The organism is Ottowia sp. VDI28, assembly GCF_049532675.1.
Lineage (GTDB): Bacteria > Pseudomonadota > Gammaproteobacteria > Burkholderiales > Burkholderiaceae_C > Ottowia.
Window position 1 is genome coordinate 3,560,082 of sequence record NZ_CP149820.1, and the last position, 16,468, is coordinate 3,576,549.

Genomic DNA, 16,468 nt, shown 5'->3' on the forward strand with positions numbered 1-16,468 from the left:
CTATATGGTCCCCTGCTTGCCAGGGTAGACTTTCGCAACAACAAATCTGGAGACACACATGCCCGATACCTACGTCCTTGTACATGGCGCCTGGCACACCGGCGCTGAAATGGAAGCGGTAGCTCAGCATCTGCGGCAAGCGGGCCATGTCGTCCACTGTCCCACGCTGGCTGGCAACCGGCCCCATGACGACCGTAGCCAGATAGGCCTCGGCGATGCGGTCGATTCACTGGTGGCTTTCCTTGAAGCGCAGGATCTGCGCGAGGTGCGGCTTGTGGGCCACAGCTATGGCGGCATGGTGATTTCAGGTGCCGCCGAGCGCGCTCTGCCGCGTATCCGCCGGTTGGTCTACGTCAACGCTTTCGTACCGCTGCCAGGCCAGTGCCTCAACGATTTGGTGCCACCCCACTATGTGACGTTGTTCGATGCCGTCGCCAAAGCCCAGAACAACGCCGTTGTCTTACCGTTCGAGATCTGGCGCGAGGCCTTCATCAACGACGCTGATATGGCGCTGGCACGGAGCAGCTACGAGCAGCTCAATCCGCACCCCTATCGAACCTTTACGGAGGCCACGGGCATACAGAAACCGCTGGCTGAACTGGCCGTGGGTAAATCCTACGTGAACTGCCGGCAGGATACCGCCATGCCGCACGGCCTGCCCTGGCACCCTCGCCTGTCGGAACGGCTGGGGCTTTTCCGGTTGGTCGAATGTGATGGTAGCCACGAGATGTGGTTCAGCAATCCGGCTGTGCTGGCCGATGCCATTGGGCGCGCCGGCCGCGATTGAGCTTGTTTGGCCTTAAGAACGTGTTTACGATCTCCTCGCGGGTCCGTTGCGCCCGTTGCACGGCACCCGCAAAAACTGCGTCTGCGGCGTTAAAAATACTCGTGATACCACAAGGTATCCCTGCGTTTTTTGCCTTGCAGCCACAGCTTTTCGAACACAACCGCCCTCGCGATGAGATCGCAAACACGTTCTAAGGCGTTTATGGTTTGAATGGCGGCAAATCTTTCACCGTCATTCCCGCGCAGGCGGGAATCCAGGGTTACGTGGCGCTACGCCAGCAAAAGCACTCGCTTTGCATCCCAATTCTGCCAATCCCACTGCAAACCATGTTGGGTATCCGCGCTTCTTATCCCTGGATTCCTACTGGGGCATCCCACGTTGTCAAGCGAATATGGTTGTTATTTCTGATGGTTCTGATGGTTTAGTTGTTTATTACGGAGCTGACTGCAAGGACACTGAACTGAACGAAGAAAGACGGCCTACCTACTGACGGTCTTGTTGACGAGCTACGAAGAGCTTGGTGTCGGACCCAGATACGAGCCGCTCAGCGGAGGCTCCCATTCGCCTTTCGTGGCCTGAACAGGCCACCTGGAATCCATCGAGCTTATCCGCTGCCGGTCTAACCTGTTCAATTGATCTGCGAAGTGCCGTCCTGTTGAAACATCATTTTTTTGATAAACGAAACATGTGTCGATCTACTTCTACGTCGGTTTGACGCTCACATGATTGGCCACAAATGGCTGGCCTCGCGTGAACATCGCCCATAGAATGCGGGCGTTCTTGGCTGCCAGCGCGACAGCCGCCTTTTGCCAGCCCATGCGCTCACGCAACTGCTGCGCCCACAGCCACACTCGCTCCTGGCGTGGCTTGCTGCAGTGAATGGCCGATTTGGCGCCCTGCACCAGCAGCATCCGCAAATACGTATCTCCCTGCTTGGTAATGCCGCCAAGGCGGCTCTTGCCACCGCTGGAGTGCTGCGAGGGTGTCAACCCCAGCCAGGCAGCAAACTGCGCAGCCGTTTTGAACTGACTGAAGTCGGCCACGCTGGCCACGAGCGCCGAAGCGCCTATAGGCCCAATACCCAGTAGCTGCTGAGCCTGCTGAGCTCGACTGTCTTGCTTGATGTGTTGTGCAATGCGCTGCTCGCACCAGCCAATGTCCTGATCAAGCTGGCGCCACTGCATTTGCAGTCGCTCAATGCTTAATCTCACCAGCGCGGGCATCTCGTTGCTGGCATCCTCGTTGAGCTGGGTCAGCTGCTCCTTGAGCTTGCCCACCCCTTCAGGACACACCAGACCAAACTCGGCCAGCAGTGCACGAATACGGTTGATGCACGCAGTTCTGTCTTTCTCCCAGCCTTGACGCAGGGTGTGTACACCCAGGATCGCTTGCTGCTCGGTCGTCTTGATCGGCACAAAGTGCATTTGCGGGCGGCTGGCAGCCTCGCACACCGCCGCAGCATCATTGGCGTCATTCTTGCCTTTCTTGCCCTGCAAACGGTATGGCGCCACTAGATGAGGCGCGATCAGGCGCACCTGCAAACCAAGCTGGCTGAGCCGGCGTGCCCAGTGATGCGCTCCAGTACACGCCTCCATCACCACCAAACAACCGGCAGGCAACTTCGCGCACCAGGGCAGGAAACCTCGCCGCGCTAGCGCTCGGCGCACCAACACACCTGCCTGAGCATCCACCGCATGCACTTGAATCAAGTTCTTGGCCAGATCCACTCCAACTCGTGTAATCTCACTCATGGGACTTCTCCTTACTCTTTAGATTGACGTTCGCACCTCAATCTTGGCGCTTCGACGCCGTTCCTGGTAAGTGGGAAGTCCCCTCGTATTCGCCTAGGCGGGAATGACGGTGATGAAGTCCAAAGATGTGTAGATACCTATCAGTGGGGGAAGGAGTAAGACAGCGAAGCCCGTTGATTCGCGGGCCGAGTGAAGCGATGGCCCGAGCCGCGGGTCCCCTCTGGGCGTGCCGAGGAGCGCAGAGCGAGGGGTGGGCAAGGGCACTGCAAGATGCCCTTGCTTCGTGCTCTGACTTGCCGGCGTTGTTTGAGCGACGTGAACGAAGTGAACATAGCGAGTTCGACGGCACCACCCCTCGATTGAGCACCGTAAGTTGCCCGCAGCGTAGCGAAGGGACACGGCAAGTGGGGTCGCCTTTTCTTGGGTTACCTTCTTTTGGCGACGCAAAAGAAGGTAACTGCACCGCCGGGGGCAATCCCGGCCTCCGACCGCAGATCAAACTACAGAAGGCCATTAGGAAGCAGAAGACCGTTCAGATCAACCGACAGTGAAAGCCCTCACCCCAACCCTCTCCCAGGGGGAGAGGGAGCAAAACTCTGCGTGGGCATGAATGCCCACCCTACCAGAGCAGTGAACCTCTTTTGGGGTAAATACGTGTTCAGTCCAAACGGCTTTATAGGAAGCCAAAAGGCATTCTGCAAAAAGATCATAAACACGTCCTAAAACGCAGCGCTCTCTTCGAACGGAACCAGGACCGTGCGATGCTGCGAGGCCCATTGATCAAACTCACGCCCGCCCGCATGCAGGAAGGCGACAAGGCTTTCGATAAGCTCCATGTGCAAGAGGCAAAACGCAGGCCGCGCAAGCAGTTGGCCATGGTCGTTCACCGCGGCGACCGCGATATCTGCTCCCTGCGCGGCCGCAGCCTGTGCCAAACGTTCAACCAGATCGTCAGGAAACCCGGGGGCATCGCAAGGTACGGTGACCAACCAGGCGGTTTCGGCGTGCTCGAGCCCTGTCAGCAAACCCGCCAGCGGCCCGATGTACCCTTCGATGGAATCCGGCCATACGGGCACGCCCATGGACTCATAGGCCGAAAGGTTGCGGTTGGCGCTGATCATGGTGGCGCCCACCTGAGGCTGCACGCGCAGCAGCGCGTGCAATGCCAACGGGATGCCATGGTGATTCTGCAAGCCCCTGTCCGCCCCACCCTTTCGGGTGCCGGGGCCCCCCGCGAGCACGAGCCCCGTGATGTCTTCGCGTGAAATGCTCATGCTTCCAGCAAGTCGAAAGCCTGTGTTTCCACCTGCACGAAAGCCAACGTCATCGCGGCAATGGCTTTCCACAGATCGGCGGCGGGTTGATCCTCAACGGCCTGGCACAGAGGCCCAATCCACGGCTGCACGTGGACCCGAAAGAACCGGCGCTGCTGCTCCAGGTTGGATATGCCCGCATCTTCGCCAGCGATCAGGTACCGCATGACCTCGAACACATAGGAGATATGGTCCTCGGTCTCCAGTTGGGCCGTATCGCGAGTCAAACCCAAGGCGGCCAGGTCGGTGCGCAGCGCCGCCAACGGCTTTTCGTTCACGAAGCCGGCCAGAAAAAGGATGCGTAAGGAAAGACCTCGGGCTTGCCAACCCCCTGGAACAAGGCCGCGAATTCGGCCGTGGCCGACTCCGGTGTGGCTTCGCGCATGCGCGAGACCAGCGCCTGCCACGGTGCCTCCAGAAACCCGCCGGCCTCCGGCGCCTGCGTGACCGCCACACGGAATTGACCGAGCAAATCGGCATCAGGCGGCGCCAACCAAAGGCGAGCCAGCAGACCGTAGAGTTCGGCCCGGGCAATCTCTTCGCTGAAAACTTCGTTTTTCACAGATCGGTGATGCGTTGTTCGTGGGGATTCGAATACATATCGATGACGCGGCAGTCAGCACACATCTTCAATCTCTCTGCCGCCGCGCCCTGGAATGCCGCGTGGCCGGCCAAGCGGGTGATCATGGTCTCTATGGCGAGCAGCGTGCCAAAAGGCTTGGCGCAGCGCACGCAATGGAAAGGCTGCGCCTCATTCAGTATGCGTGAGCGGCTGCGCTCGCGGCCACCATCGGCCAACAGCAAGCGGGGCTCAAGCTGGATCGCATCCTCAGGGCACGTGGTTTCACAGAGTCCGCATTGCACACAGTTTTTCTCGATGAACTTGAGCTGCGGCTGCTCAGCGTTGTCGGCAAGGGCCTTGGATGGACATGCGCCCACACAGGATAGACACAAGGTGCATTTGCTGCTATCGACCCGCAGGGTCCCATAAAGCGCACCGGCCTTGGGCAAGACAATGGCGTCGGTGATGGCGGAGTTCCGCGGCATTTGCTCCAGCAAGTGCGCCAAAGCCAGTTCAAGCGTTCCTCGCTTGTCCCGCTGAATGGCGAAGGTTGCTGCTTGGGCCACACCCTGGGCGGCAGGCACGCGCAGGGCGGAATCGAGTTCGTTCGTGCTGGAGGCTGTGATCAGGCGGAAATGCTCACCCGCGTACCCCAGTCCACGCACGATCGCCTGCGCCTGGGCCATCTGTTCGGAGAGAGCCTGCAAATACTCCGGCGCTTCGGCTTCACCAGTCAGCACCCAGACCTGGTTCGCGCCTTGCGCGAAGGCGCCAAGCCAGACATCCAGGCCCACGCTGGCGCTGTGCCAGAGCGCCAGCGGCAACACCCGCGCGGGCACGCCATGTGCTCGCCCCGCGCTCGCCGCCCGGCCGAGCGCATTGATGCGATCCGCCCCTTCTTCCTGGCTGTGTAGCAGCAGCACCGCATCGCGCCCACCGGCTGCCGCATAGGCATTGAGCATCGTCCGCACGCGTTGGCCCAGATCAGCTGGCCCTGGATAGCCGTAGCTCATGGCTCCGGTAGGACACACGGTGCCGCATGCGCCGCAGCCCACGCACAGATGCGGCTCGACCACGATACCTGCGGTCAGGTCCCCAGCCGAAGCGCGTCCTCGGCCGACGGTCTTGCCCTTGAGCGAAGCATCCGAACGGATGGCCTTAGCCGAGCAAACGTCGATGCAGGCACTACAGCCGATTTGCTGGTTGCGGCTGTGCGCGCACAGGCGCTGCTCGTAGCGGAAGAACTTGGGCTTCTCGAACTCTCCCACCATCTCGCGCAGTTCCAGCACTGCCTTGGTCAACCTGGCGTCATCCGGTACGTGAAAATAGCCCTGCGGCAGCTGATGCATGGTGAACGCGGGCATCTGCCGAAGATCCAGCACCAGCTCGAACCGCCCTTCGTCGATACGGGCACTCCGATTGAAATCAATCGCACCGGCAGCTTCGCAGGCGGCCACGCAATCCCGGTGCGATTTGCAGCGGGCAAGGTCGATCTGGTAGCCGAAGTCAATCGCGCCTTCCGGACACGCCGCGATGCAGGCATTGCAACGCGTGCACAGATCCAGATCGATCGGGTTGGCGCTTTCCCAGCTCGCCTCGAAAGCGCCCAGCCAGCCCGTGAGCCGCTTGAGCCGCCCTCGCATGACCTCGCGCTCGTGCGCCTGCGGCAGTTCGCCGCTTTCGGCCAACAGTGTGATATCCAGCTTATCTGCCAGCAGAGCAGCAGCGGCTTCGGCACGCGCGCCCGCCCCGACGATCAGACAGCGCCCCGAGGAACGGTAGCTTACGGTGGGCACCGGCTCTGGAGGCGGCAGTTGGGCTGCTGCAATCAATGCCGCCAACTTGGGTGTGGCGGCAGTGCCATCGCGCGACCAGCCACCGGTTTCCCGCAGATTGACGAAGTGGATCGGCCGCTCGGCCAAGGACGGCGACCCTTCGGTCTGTTCCGCCAGCTCCAGGAACAGGCGGCTTTCCTGCGTGCAAGCGATCAGCAGCTCTTCCCCCGTTTTCGCCGCGCGCTGAAACGCTGGCGCCTCGCGCCGGCACAGTGCGGAATGGATGTCGCCGACACCCTCAGCGCTGGCCCCCAGCGTCTTGGCCAGAGCTTGGCTCAGGCCCGGGCGGTCCAGGGGAATGGTGCGATTGCAATCGCAGATCAGGGTCTTCATCGTGGGCTTTCATCGCGGCCGATACGTTGCCGGCCGTACTTTCATCGGAGGACTGAGACGCCTGTTCCCGCGCCTGCTCTTGCCTGGATCCAGGTGCCTCTGGAGCCTTCTCGGCCTCGGGTTCCACCAGGCCGAGATACGCGGCGTGCGCCATTTTCTTCAGCATCGCTGCGGGCAGCGGATCGGGTTTGTTGTAGTCGTCTATATAGGTATCCAAGCCGTCCATGACATTGAAGTGAGGGTCACTGAACAGCTTCTTCAACGCGGCGTTGCGCACATCACCGCTGACCTCGGGCGCCACAAAGCGCGCGAAATCCGACTTGTGCGTGAGCGCCTCGACGTCGGCGAGCGTCGGCAGAGGGGGTTGCTCTACCGGCGCCACGGGCTCCGTGGCAGGGGCGCTTAACGCCTGTGTCTCAGGCAATGCCGCTTCGGCCCTTGCCGGATCACGCGGCAGCTCCTCAGACGCCGGAGCTGCGCCTTGCCGCGCCTTGGCTTTTCGCTGAGACCAGCGCGAGAGGAAGTGACTGTCTTCCGCCATGGCCGTCAGCGCCTATCCTCAGGCGCGATGAACGAAACCGGGCGCTTGCGCTTTTTCGGCTCGGGCCGGTAGTTGGCATCGACGAAAGCCTGCAGCGCCGCGCGCACCCCCGTATCGAGCGGAACGTTGTCAACCCGCTCCTGGGCATCGAGCCAGCGGCCAGCCTCGTTATAGGACAGGGTCACGATCTCAGGCCAGGCCAAGGAGGGGTCGGCGTCATCAATTCGCCACATCACGAACCAGACGGGCGAGCCGGAAGAGAGATTGAGGTAATACCCTTCCGCCTCATCATGATGAAGCGTCACGGGCAGGTTGGGAAACAGCCACTGCGTGCAGTGGCCATCATCGCGCAGCACGCGGCGCTCGGTGCCGAAAGCCCCTTCATCGACAACGACTTCAGCGATGTTGAAGCGCCAATCCTCCCATCGGCTGGGTTGCCGCAACCGGTCTATGCGCACGGCTGCGCGCAAATCAGGAATATCGGAGTCATTCAAGAGCACTGTAGGAAAACCTCTCGCCAAATAGCTCTTATCAATCAATTTATCAGCAAAGTTGAAAACAGGTATTAACCCTGAATTGATGCACAAGGAAAGTGCACAGCATATTCTCTTGAAGTAATATCTGTCGAGACCCGGACGATTCCGCCGAAAGAGGTAGCCAATGCATAAGCCAACCCCCTCGCGCGAAAAGCGCCAGCCTGCTCTCTCACGCCGCACGATTTTCGCTGGCGCAGGTGCTGCAGGTGCCGCGGCTACAGTTGCCGCAGTACTTCCGGGAGTGATCCAGAAATCGACTCCCGCACCCTCAGCACCTCTCGCTGCCACCGATGGGTATCAGCTAACGGAGCACGTTCAGCGCTATTACCGGACCGCCAAGGTCTGAGAGGGAGTACGCCATGCTGCTTACTCGCAAGAACACGTCCTCTATTTCTACTGGCACGCGCGCGCACTCCGGCTTGGTAGCCAGCCTTTCGCGCGGCCTCTCTCACGCAGTACCTACCATCGACCGGCGGGCATTTCTGCGCCGCTCCGGATTGGGTGTAGGTGCGGGCATCGCGGCTTCCCAGCTATCCCTGGTCAAGAAGGCCGAAGCGGCAGACCCCGCCGCCGCGGGAAATGGCACGGGCAAAGTGGAAGTCAAACGCACTGTCTGCGGCCATTGTTCCGTGGGCTGCGCGGTAGATGCCGTGGTGGAGAACGGCGTATGGGTACGCCAGGAACCCGTATTCGATTCCCCCATCAATCTGGGCGCGCACTGCGCCAAGGGTGCGGCGCTGCGCGAGCACGGGCACGGCGAATTCCGCCTGAAGTATCCGATGAAGCTCGTCAATGGCACGTACGAGCGCATCAGCTGGGACCAGGCCCTGTCGGAAGTCAGCGCCAAGATGCTGGAACTGAAGAAGGCCAGCGGGCCCGATTCGATTTTCGTGGTGGGCTCCTCCAAGCACAACAACGAACAGTCTTACCTGCTGCGCAAGTGGATGTCTTTCTGGGGAAGCAACAACACCGATCACCAGGCCCGCATCTGCCACAGCACCACCGTTGCCGGCGTCGCTAATACCTGGGGGTATGGAGCGATGACCAACTCCTACAACGACATGCAGAACGCCAAGGCGGCGCTCTACATCGGCTCCAACGCCGCCGAGGCGCACCCGGTGTCGATGCTGCATATGCTGCATGCCAAAGAGGCCGGCTGCAAGATGATCGTGGTGGACCCCCGCTTCACGCGTACCGCGGCCAAGGCTGATGAGTATGTGCGCATCCGGTCGGGCACCGACATCGCCTTCCTCTTCGGCGTGCTCTACCACGTGTTCAAGAACGGTTGGGAAGACAAGAAATACATCGAGGACCGCGTCTATGGAATGGACAAAGTTCGCGAAGATGTGCTGGCCAAATGGACGCCCGACAAGGTTCAGGAAGTCTGTGGTGTGGACGAAGCCACTGTCTCCAAGGTCGCAAAGATCATGGCCGAGAACCGGCCGAGCACGCTGGTATGGTGCATGGGGCAGACCCAGCACAGCATTGGCAACGCCATGGTCCGTGCCTCGTGCATTCTGCAGCTGGCGCTGGGCAATGTCGGCAAATCCGGGGGCGGCGCGAACATCTTCCGCGGCCACGACAACGTGCAGGGCGCCACCGACATCGGCCCCAACCCTGACTCCCTCCCAGGCTACTACGGCTTGGCCGAAGGTTCCTTCAAACACTTCGCCGCCACCTGGGGCGTGGATTTCGACTGGATCAAGAAGCAGTATGCCCCCGGCATGATGACCAAGCCGGGCATGACGGTGTCGCGCTGGATCGACGGTGTGCTGGAGAAAAACGAACTGCTCGACCAGGACAGCAACCTGCGCGGCCTGTTCTTCTGGGGCCATGCACCCAACTCCCAGACGCGCGGCCTGGAGATGAAAACCGCGCTCGACAAGCTGGATCTGCTGGTGGTGGTCGACCCCTTCCCCAGTGCGACCGCGGCCATGGCCGCCATGCCGGGCAAGGCAGGCGATCTCAATCCGAACCGCGCGGTCTATCTGCTGCCGGCCTGCACGCAGTTTGAAACCAGTGGCTCGTGCACGGCATCCAACCGCTCGATCCAGTGGCGTGAAAAAGTGATCGATCCGCTGTGGGAGAGCCGCAGCGATCACATGATCATGTACCAACTGGCCGAAAAGCTGGGCTTTGCCAAGGAGCTGGTCAAGAACTACAAGATGCAGAAGATCAAGGGCATGGACGAGCCCGTGCCTGAAGACATCCTGCGCGAAGTCAACAAGTGCGTCTGGACCATCGGCTACACGGGACAGAGCCCCGAGCGGCTGAAAGCCCACATGCGCAACATGAATGTCTTCGATGTAAAAACGCTGCGTGCCAAGGGCGGCATCGACAAGGAAACAGGCTACTCTCTCGATGGCGACTACTTCGGCCTGCCCTGGCCTTGCTGGGGTACACCTGAACTGAAGCACCCGGGCACGGCCAACCTGTACGACACCAGTCAGCACGTCATGGACGGCGGCGGGAATTTCCGCGCCAACTTCGGTGTGGAACGTGACGGTGTTTCACTGCTGGCGGCCGATGGTTCGTTTAGCAAGGGGGCCGACCTCACCACGGGCTACCCTGAGTTCGACCACATCCTGCTCAAGAAGCTGGGCTGGTGGGGTGAACTGAGCGAGGCAGAACAGAAGGCCGCCGACGGCAAGAATTGGAAGACCGACCCAACAGGCGCCATCATCCGTGTGACCATGAAGAACCATGGCTGCCACCCTTTCGGTAACGCGAAGGCCCGGGCCGTGGTCTGGAACTTCCCTGATCCGATCCCCCAGCACCGCGAGCCAATCTACAGCCCGAGGCCTGATCTGGTCGAGAAATACCCGACGCATGACGACAAGAAGAATTTCTGGCGCATGCCCACCCTCTACAAGACGGTGCAGGACAAGAACAAGGACATCGTCAAGACCTTCCCGCTGATCATGACCTCGGGCCGTTTGGTGGAATACGAGGGCGGCGGCGAGGAAACGCGCTCCAATCCGTGGCTGGCGGAACTGCAGCAGGAGATGTTCGTCGAAATCAACCCGCGCGCCGCCAATGATCGTGGCATCCGCGACGGTGACCAGGTCTGGGTGAAGACGCCTCCCATGGCCGCCGTGCCGGAATTCAAGGGCTTGAAAGTGCGCGCCCTCGTGACCGAGCGGGTAGATGCGGGAACGGTCTTCCTGCCCTTCCACTTCTCGGGCCGCTGGGGTGGCATGGATTTGGCCAAGTACTACCCGGAGGGCGCCATGCCTGTAGTGCGGGGCGAAGCCGTCAATACCGCGACGACCTATGGTTACGACAGCGTCACGATGATGCAGGAAACCAAAACCACCGTGTGCCAGATCGAGAAAGCATAAGGAGACACCGATATGGCACGAATGAAATTCATCTGCGACTCGGAACGCTGCATCGAGTGCAACAGCTGTGTCACCGCCTGCAAGGCGGAAAACAATGTGCCTTGGGGCGTGAACCGCCGCCGCGTGGTCACGCTGGGCGACGGCCAGCCCGGTGAGAAGAGCATCTCGGTGGCCTGCATGCACTGCAGCGACGCACCCTGCATGGCCGTATGCCCGGTCGACTGCTTCTACCGCACCGAAGAAGGCGTGGTGCTGCACGACAAGGATGTGTGCATCGGCTGCGGCTACTGCAGCTATGCCTGCCCTTTTGGCGCGCCTCAGTTCCCCAGCAACGGCACTTTCGGCCAGCGCGGAAAGATGGACAAATGCACCTTCTGCAACGGTGGGCCTGAAGAAAACGGCAGCGCGGCAGAAAACGAGAAGTACGGCCGCAACCGTCTTTCCGAAGGCAAACTGCCCGCCTGCGCCGAGATGTGCTCCACCAAAGCCCTGCTCGGCGGCGACGGCGATGTTCTGGCCGAGATTTTCCGCACCCGGGTTCTGCAACGTGGCAAAGGCAGCGAAATCTGGGGTTGGGGTACCGCTTACGGAAAGCCGAGCAAATCATGAAAAATAGCCCCCACGCTCCCCTGCTCCGCATGGTCCGCTGCCCCCCGAGGGGGCCGCTTTTTCATCTTGGGAGCGGCCCAGCGATGAAAAATAGCCCTCACGCCTCCCGTCTGTCTCTGGCCGCCATCGTCGTAACCGCCCTTTTCCTGGGCGCTTGCGGAGAAAAACCGCAAACCATAGGCACGCGCTCGTCGGACAAGGAACCATGGACCGGCAGCGTGCAGAAAGCCTTTGATGCCCCTGGCTGGAAGCCTGGCGACAAGGCCAGTTGGGAGGAACAGATCAAGCAGCGCAATCGTGGCCAGAACGAGTTCGTGCGCATGGGACAGTAAATCAACGCGGAGACCACCCCCATGAAAAAGGCGTTTTCCCGCTGGCTGGCCGTAGGTTTATTGACCTTCGCCAGCACCTGGGCGCAAGCGCAGTCGCCCGCGGCCGCTGTAGCCGCAGACGCATCGAAAGGCCCGCCCGCCGGCTTCGTGGCCCCTGCCGAACCCAAGCCGGATGAGAACAACGCCGCCCGGTCGAAATCGCAACCAGGCAACAACGCGCCCTTCTGGCGCGGAGTCCGCCACTCGGGCGAGGTCGCCGGCATTACCAACGTGCAGGGCACCGAAACGGGCACTCTGATCCAGAAGTTCGAGAAGTACCCTGGTTCGGACTACACCACGGCGGGCGAAGCGTGGCGCCAAGTGCGCAACCGCGTGATCATTCCCTATGGCGGATCGCTCATGCTGATCGTGTTAGTCGCCATGGGCATCTTCTATGCCGCCCGGGGTGCCGTGGGCCACGAACACCCCGAAGGCGGCCGGCGCATCGAACGCTTCACGCCCTTCGAGCGGGCCGCGCACTGGCTCAACGCCATCGCCTTCGTGCTGCTGGGCCTCTCGGGCATCGTCATGGCCTTCGGCAAATTCCTGTTGCTGCCGTGGATGGGCCACACCCTTTTTGGCCTGATCACCTATGGCCTGAAAACGCTGCACAACTTTGTCGGCCCGCTGTTTGCGGTTTCACTGCTCGTCATCATCATCACCTTCCTGAAAGACAACCTGCCCCGCGCGGCCGATTGGGTGTGGATCAAGAAGGCCGGCGGCCTGTTCTCCGGCAAGGAGGTGCCATCGCATCGCTTCAACGCGGGTGAGAAAGGCGTCTTCTGGGCGGGCGCCCTGGTATTGGGCGTGACTGTCGTGGCCTCAGGCCTGGTGCTGGATCATTTGATCCCGGACATGCTCTATACGCGCGGCCAGATGCAAGTAGCCCATATGTTCCACGCCATTGCGGCCGTGCTGATGCTGTGCATCATTTTCGGACACATCTACCTGGGCACCATCGGCATGCGCGGCGCCTATAGCGCCATGCGCACAGGCTATGTGAGCGAAGGCTGGGCCCAGGAGCACCATGAGCTGTGGTACGACGACATCAAGGCCGGCAAGATACCTGCCCAGCGGTCCGGGAAACCGGCCCCGGCCAAACCCATGCCGCAGACCCGCGAAGCCTGAGCCATCTGCCCCGCTATGGAGACCCCCATGAAAGCCCAGATCGCGCTGATAGCCCTCACATTCTTCGGTGGCAACGCCATGGCCAAGCTGCCTCCGCTGTCTGATGACGCCAAGGCGAAAGCCGCGGAGGCGGCCGCCAAGGCAGCCTGGGGCGATAAAGTAGCCGGCTACCAACTCTGCCAAGCCCAGGATCGGATAGCTGCCGCGTACCTTCAAAAGGTGCAGGCGGCTGGAAAGTCCTTGCAGCCGGCCTCCACACCGCCTTGCACGGACCCCGGCCCCTTCAGCTACGTCCCACCGGAATCGAAGCCCATCGAAGCCGCCGGTGCGCACTCGCCGACACCCACCGCAGCCACGCCCCCCAGCACTATGCAACCGGCTGCCTCGGCCGCGAAGCCCTGAACACGTTCTGAGTCACCCCTCTTTTCTCTGTCAACACAAGATCGGGCCTGCCCGCTAGGGCTTGCTCGCAGGGTACGCCCTACGAGGGGAAACCCGATTCTTCCCGGCCTTGCCTGCGGCCATGGTAAAAAGCAGCGCACCCATGAACACCATGACCGATAGCTGGGCGCTGGCCTGGCAACTGATCGCGCACGCGGACCCCGAACTGCTGCACATTACGGCGCTCTCGCTGCAGGTCAGCGCGACCGCATGTGCCGTCGGCGCGGTCATCGGTCTGCTGCTCGGGGCTTGGCTGGCGGTGGCGCGCTTTCCCGGCCATGCGCTGATTGTCTGGTTGGTCAACACCTTGCTCGCGCTGCCCGCTGTGGTGGTCGGCCTTCTCGTCTACCTGCTGCTCTCGCGCTCCGGGCCGCTCGGCGAATGGGGCATCCTGTTCACACCCTCGGCCATGGTGGTGGCGCAAAGCGTGCTCGTCACCCCGCTCATCGCGGCGCTGTCGCGCCGGTTGGTGCTCTCGGCGCTGGATGATGGAGGAAATCAGCTGCGGTCCTTGGGCGCCAGGCCGCTCACGGTCGCCTTGCTGATGCTGCTGCATGACCGCATGGGCGTAGCCACCGTGCTGCTCACGGCCTTCGCAAGAGCCATTGCGGAAGTAGGCGCTGTCATGATCGTGGGCGGCAATATCGCGGGCGTGACCCGTGTGATGACCACCACCATTGCACTCGAGACCAGCAAAGGAGACCTCGCGCTCGCGCTGGCGCTTGGTTTCGTGCTGCTGGCTGTGGTGGGCGCGGTCAACGGCGCCATGGGGTTGTTGCAATGGCTGGCTTCCCGCTCGCGGCACAACCCATTGCCCAACATGCCCTCGCCCCCTCGCGCAGCCCGTCCCGCAAAAATACCTGCGCCTGAAACACCCCTGATCGTGGTCGAACATGCCACCGTGCGCTTCGGGCAGGTGGTGGCCCTGGAGGAAACATCACTCACGTTATTGCGTGGTGAGCGGCTTATCCTGCTAGGAGCGAACGGCTCCGGAAAGACCACACTGCTGCGGCTACTGCACGGCTTGTTGCCTTGTGAAGGCCGCCGTGAATGCCTGCGGCTGCAGCCGGAAGAACGCTTGCCTCGCGCCTCCATGCTGTTTCAACGCCCCTTCATGCTGAGCCTCTCGGTGTGGAGGAACATCTGGGTCGGTTTGTGGCTGGCGGGTGTGCCGGCACAAGAGCGCCATCAGCTGTGCCGCCACTCCCTGGAACGCGTAGGACTTCTACCGTATGCCCGCCGGCCGGCGCGTACGCTCTCGGGTGGCCAACAGCAGCGCCTGGGCTTGGCGCGTGCCTGTGCGCTCCAGCCGGACATTCTGTTTCTGGACGAACCCACTGCCAGCCTGGATCCGAACGCCAAAAGCGAAATCGAATCGTTGATCGAGGAGATTGCGGCCAGCGGTGTCACCATCGTGATGAGCACGCACAACCTTGGCCAGGCCAAACGCCTTGCCACGCGCGTGGCTTACCTGCAAACAGGTCGGTTGATTGTGCAATTGCCTGTGGCACGGTTCTTCGACAGCAATGAGCTGCCTCCAGAGGCCGCCCAGTTTCTGCAGGGCGAGCTCGGTTGGTAGCTCATCGTGAGTGGGCCTGGCGCGCGGCGATACCGGCCAAATAAGCCATCGCCACACTCTCTGCCGCTTCATTCACCGCAGGCTGCCCGGCGCTAACCGAGCTTCGAAGCGAACGGTACAGTTCCACGGCAGCGTAGAGGCATCGCATACAAGACGTGGCGTCGTACGCCGCCACCGTCTCCTGAAGCTGCGCCGCGCGTGCTGGCGCAGCGATCTCCAGCCGGCGCACACCGTTTGGCTGAGCCCCTGCCTCCATGAGCGCCAGCGGACCGAGCACCTGAGCGCGCAGAAAGGCCAGGAAATCCACTGCTTCGAACAGCTCACCGCGGCCGATCTTGAGTGCCGCATAGTGGACCCACACCCAGAATCGGTCCTCAATCCAGGCTAAGTCCGGCATGGGATAGCGCGCTTGCCCGATTTTCAACGCCTGGCTTAGCCGCCCATTGCGCTCCCAAAGCACCATGGGATCGTCGACACGGGCCGCCACATCGGCCAGCGAAACGAACTTGAGATCGACGTGAAGTGGAACATGGCCATCCTGGCCAGCATACAAGCAGATAAGAAGGCGCGGCTCCCCCACATGCTCGCCCGCGAAAGCGGCCACCAAAGGCCCCAACTCCGCAGCGATGCGGCGGCGCTCAGCCATCATGGCGGCCGTGGAATCAGGCTCCAGGGCGATGATCAAATCCAGATCGCTGAACTCATCCATACTTCCGTTGCTGAAGGAGCCCGCCGCGCCAACACCGACGATACGCCGGTCGGCCTGCAGCGTGGGAAGCGCGCGGCCAAGAAATGATGCGTGGGCGTCAGGAATCCTGGTGTTTTGCATATTCTTTGCGTCGCTGCCGCGTGCTGCCCGAACTCGCCGCGCCGAGCGCTGCTTCCGTCAAGACCGGGAGCGCTTAACCAGGCCATTCATTCGGGCTGATGGCACACTGCTTCGATATTGTTGCCCTCCAGGTCAATGACGAAAGCTCCATAGTAATGTGGGTGGTAATCTGGCCGAAGGCCTGGGGCGCCATTGTCCTTGCCACCCGCAGCGATGGCTGCATGGTAGAAAGCATCCACCTGAGCGCGGGTCGCAGCCTTCCACGCCAGGTGGCAACCTGTGGTTGCAGAGGGACCGCCATAAGGCGAAGGGCCGTCAATGAACCACACATCGGCTTTTTGACCATCGGGCTCGGAAGGATCGGGGTACGCAAACCCCAGGATGTTCGCGCCATATTGACCCTCAAAGGAGACGCTGTAGCCCAAAGGCGCGAGGGCCGCGCCGTAAAACGCCTTGGCGCGAACGATATCGGTCACGCGGAAAGTCATGTGATCAAGCATGATCGGCTACTC

General features: G+C 61.5%; 14 protein-coding genes and 1 pseudogene. 7 read left to right on the forward strand and 8 right to left on the reverse strand.

The genetic code is table 11. The features are described from left to right. Positions 1 to 58 precede the first annotated feature (58 nt). A complete protein-coding gene (locus tag WJU18_RS16815; RefSeq protein WP_423454082.1) occupies positions 59 to 787 on the forward strand; it encodes an alpha/beta hydrolase in 729 nt (242 codons plus the stop codon). Positions 788 to 1,488: 701 nt separating this feature from the next. Here the strand turns inward: WJU18_RS16815 and WJU18_RS16820 are convergent. The 6 genes and pseudogenes from WJU18_RS16820 to WJU18_RS16845 form a co-directional block, all read right to left on the reverse strand. Then, the gene (locus WJU18_RS16820; protein WP_423454084.1) at positions 1,489 to 2,538 is read right to left on the reverse strand and encodes an IS110 family transposase; all 1,050 of its coding nucleotides are present in this window, start codon (positions 2,536 to 2,538) and stop codon (positions 1,489 to 1,491) included. A gap of 719 nt (positions 2,539 to 3,257) precedes the next feature. Continuing rightward, entirely contained in the window at positions 3,258 to 3,812 is a 555-nt protein-coding gene (mobA, locus tag WJU18_RS16825) for a molybdenum cofactor guanylyltransferase MobA (protein ID WP_423454086.1), read from the reverse strand. Beyond that, a pseudogene (locus WJU18_RS16830) lies at positions 3,809 to 4,413 on the reverse strand (TorD/DmsD family molecular chaperone). The gene mobA and the pseudogene WJU18_RS16830 overlap by 4 nt, the downstream one beginning before the upstream one ends. Beyond that, positions 4,410 to 6,581: a 4Fe-4S dicluster domain-containing protein gene (locus WJU18_RS16835; protein ID WP_423454088.1), complete on the reverse strand. Its 2,172-nt coding sequence runs from the start codon at positions 6,579 to 6,581 to the stop codon at positions 4,410 to 4,412. Before WJU18_RS16835 ends, WJU18_RS16830 begins: the two are co-directional and overlap by 4 nt. Then, complete coding sequence (locus WJU18_RS16840) at positions 6,487 to 7,122, reverse strand: DUF3306 domain-containing protein (protein WP_423454090.1); 636 nt, start codon at positions 7,120 to 7,122, stop codon at positions 6,487 to 6,489. Before WJU18_RS16840 ends, WJU18_RS16835 begins: the two co-directional genes overlap by 95 nt. Before the next feature lie 5 nt (positions 7,123 to 7,127). Then, positions 7,128 to 7,616, reverse strand: a complete 489-nt coding sequence (locus WJU18_RS16845; protein ID WP_423454092.1) for a DUF3305 domain-containing protein — start codon at positions 7,614 to 7,616, stop codon at positions 7,128 to 7,130. Between the two features lie 401 nt (positions 7,617 to 8,017). Here WJU18_RS16845 and WJU18_RS16850 point away from each other — a divergent pair, with 401 nt between their 5' ends. The 6 genes from WJU18_RS16850 (at position 8,018) to WJU18_RS16875 (ending at position 15,127) form a co-directional block, all read left to right on the forward strand. Further along, positions 8,018 to 10,999, forward strand: a complete 2,982-nt coding sequence (locus WJU18_RS16850) for a formate dehydrogenase subunit alpha (protein WP_423454094.1) — start codon at positions 8,018 to 8,020, stop codon at positions 10,997 to 10,999. Positions 11,000 to 11,011: 12 nt separating this feature from the next. Continuing rightward, a complete protein-coding gene (gene fdh3B / locus WJU18_RS16855) occupies positions 11,012 to 11,608 on the forward strand; it encodes a formate dehydrogenase FDH3 subunit beta (RefSeq protein ID WP_423454096.1) in 597 nt (198 codons plus the stop codon). An 83-nt stretch (positions 11,609 to 11,691) separates the two neighbouring features. After that, entirely contained in the window at positions 11,692 to 11,940 is a 249-nt protein-coding gene (locus WJU18_RS16860) for a hypothetical protein (RefSeq protein WP_423454098.1), read from the forward strand. A 21-nt stretch (positions 11,941 to 11,961) separates the two neighbouring features. Continuing rightward, on the forward strand, positions 11,962 to 13,107 hold the full coding sequence (locus WJU18_RS16865; protein ID WP_423454100.1) for a formate dehydrogenase subunit gamma: 1,146 nt from the start codon (positions 11,962 to 11,964) through the stop codon (positions 13,105 to 13,107). A gap of 27 nt (positions 13,108 to 13,134) precedes the next feature. Next, positions 13,135 to 13,509 (forward strand): hypothetical protein, encoded by a 375-nt coding sequence (locus WJU18_RS16870; RefSeq protein ID WP_423454102.1) that lies wholly within the window; start codon positions 13,135 to 13,137, stop codon positions 13,507 to 13,509. Positions 13,510 to 13,651: 142 nt separating this feature from the next. Further along, the gene (locus WJU18_RS16875; protein ID WP_423454104.1) at positions 13,652 to 15,127 is read left to right on the forward strand and encodes an ABC transporter permease; all 1,476 of its coding nucleotides are present in this window, start codon (positions 13,652 to 13,654) and stop codon (positions 15,125 to 15,127) included. 1 nt (position 15,128) lies between these two features. On the opposite strand, the gene WJU18_RS16880 is transcribed toward WJU18_RS16875, so the two are convergent. Together WJU18_RS16880 and WJU18_RS16885 are read right to left on the reverse strand one after the other, a co-directional pair. Next, complete coding sequence (locus WJU18_RS16880) at positions 15,129 to 15,956, reverse strand: nucleotidyltransferase domain-containing protein (protein ID WP_423454106.1); 828 nt, start codon at positions 15,954 to 15,956, stop codon at positions 15,129 to 15,131. 86 nt (positions 15,957 to 16,042) lie between these two features. Then, a complete protein-coding gene (locus WJU18_RS16885) occupies positions 16,043 to 16,456 on the reverse strand; it encodes a VOC family protein (protein WP_423454108.1) in 414 nt (137 codons plus the stop codon). Positions 16,457 to 16,468: the final 12 nt, after the last annotated feature.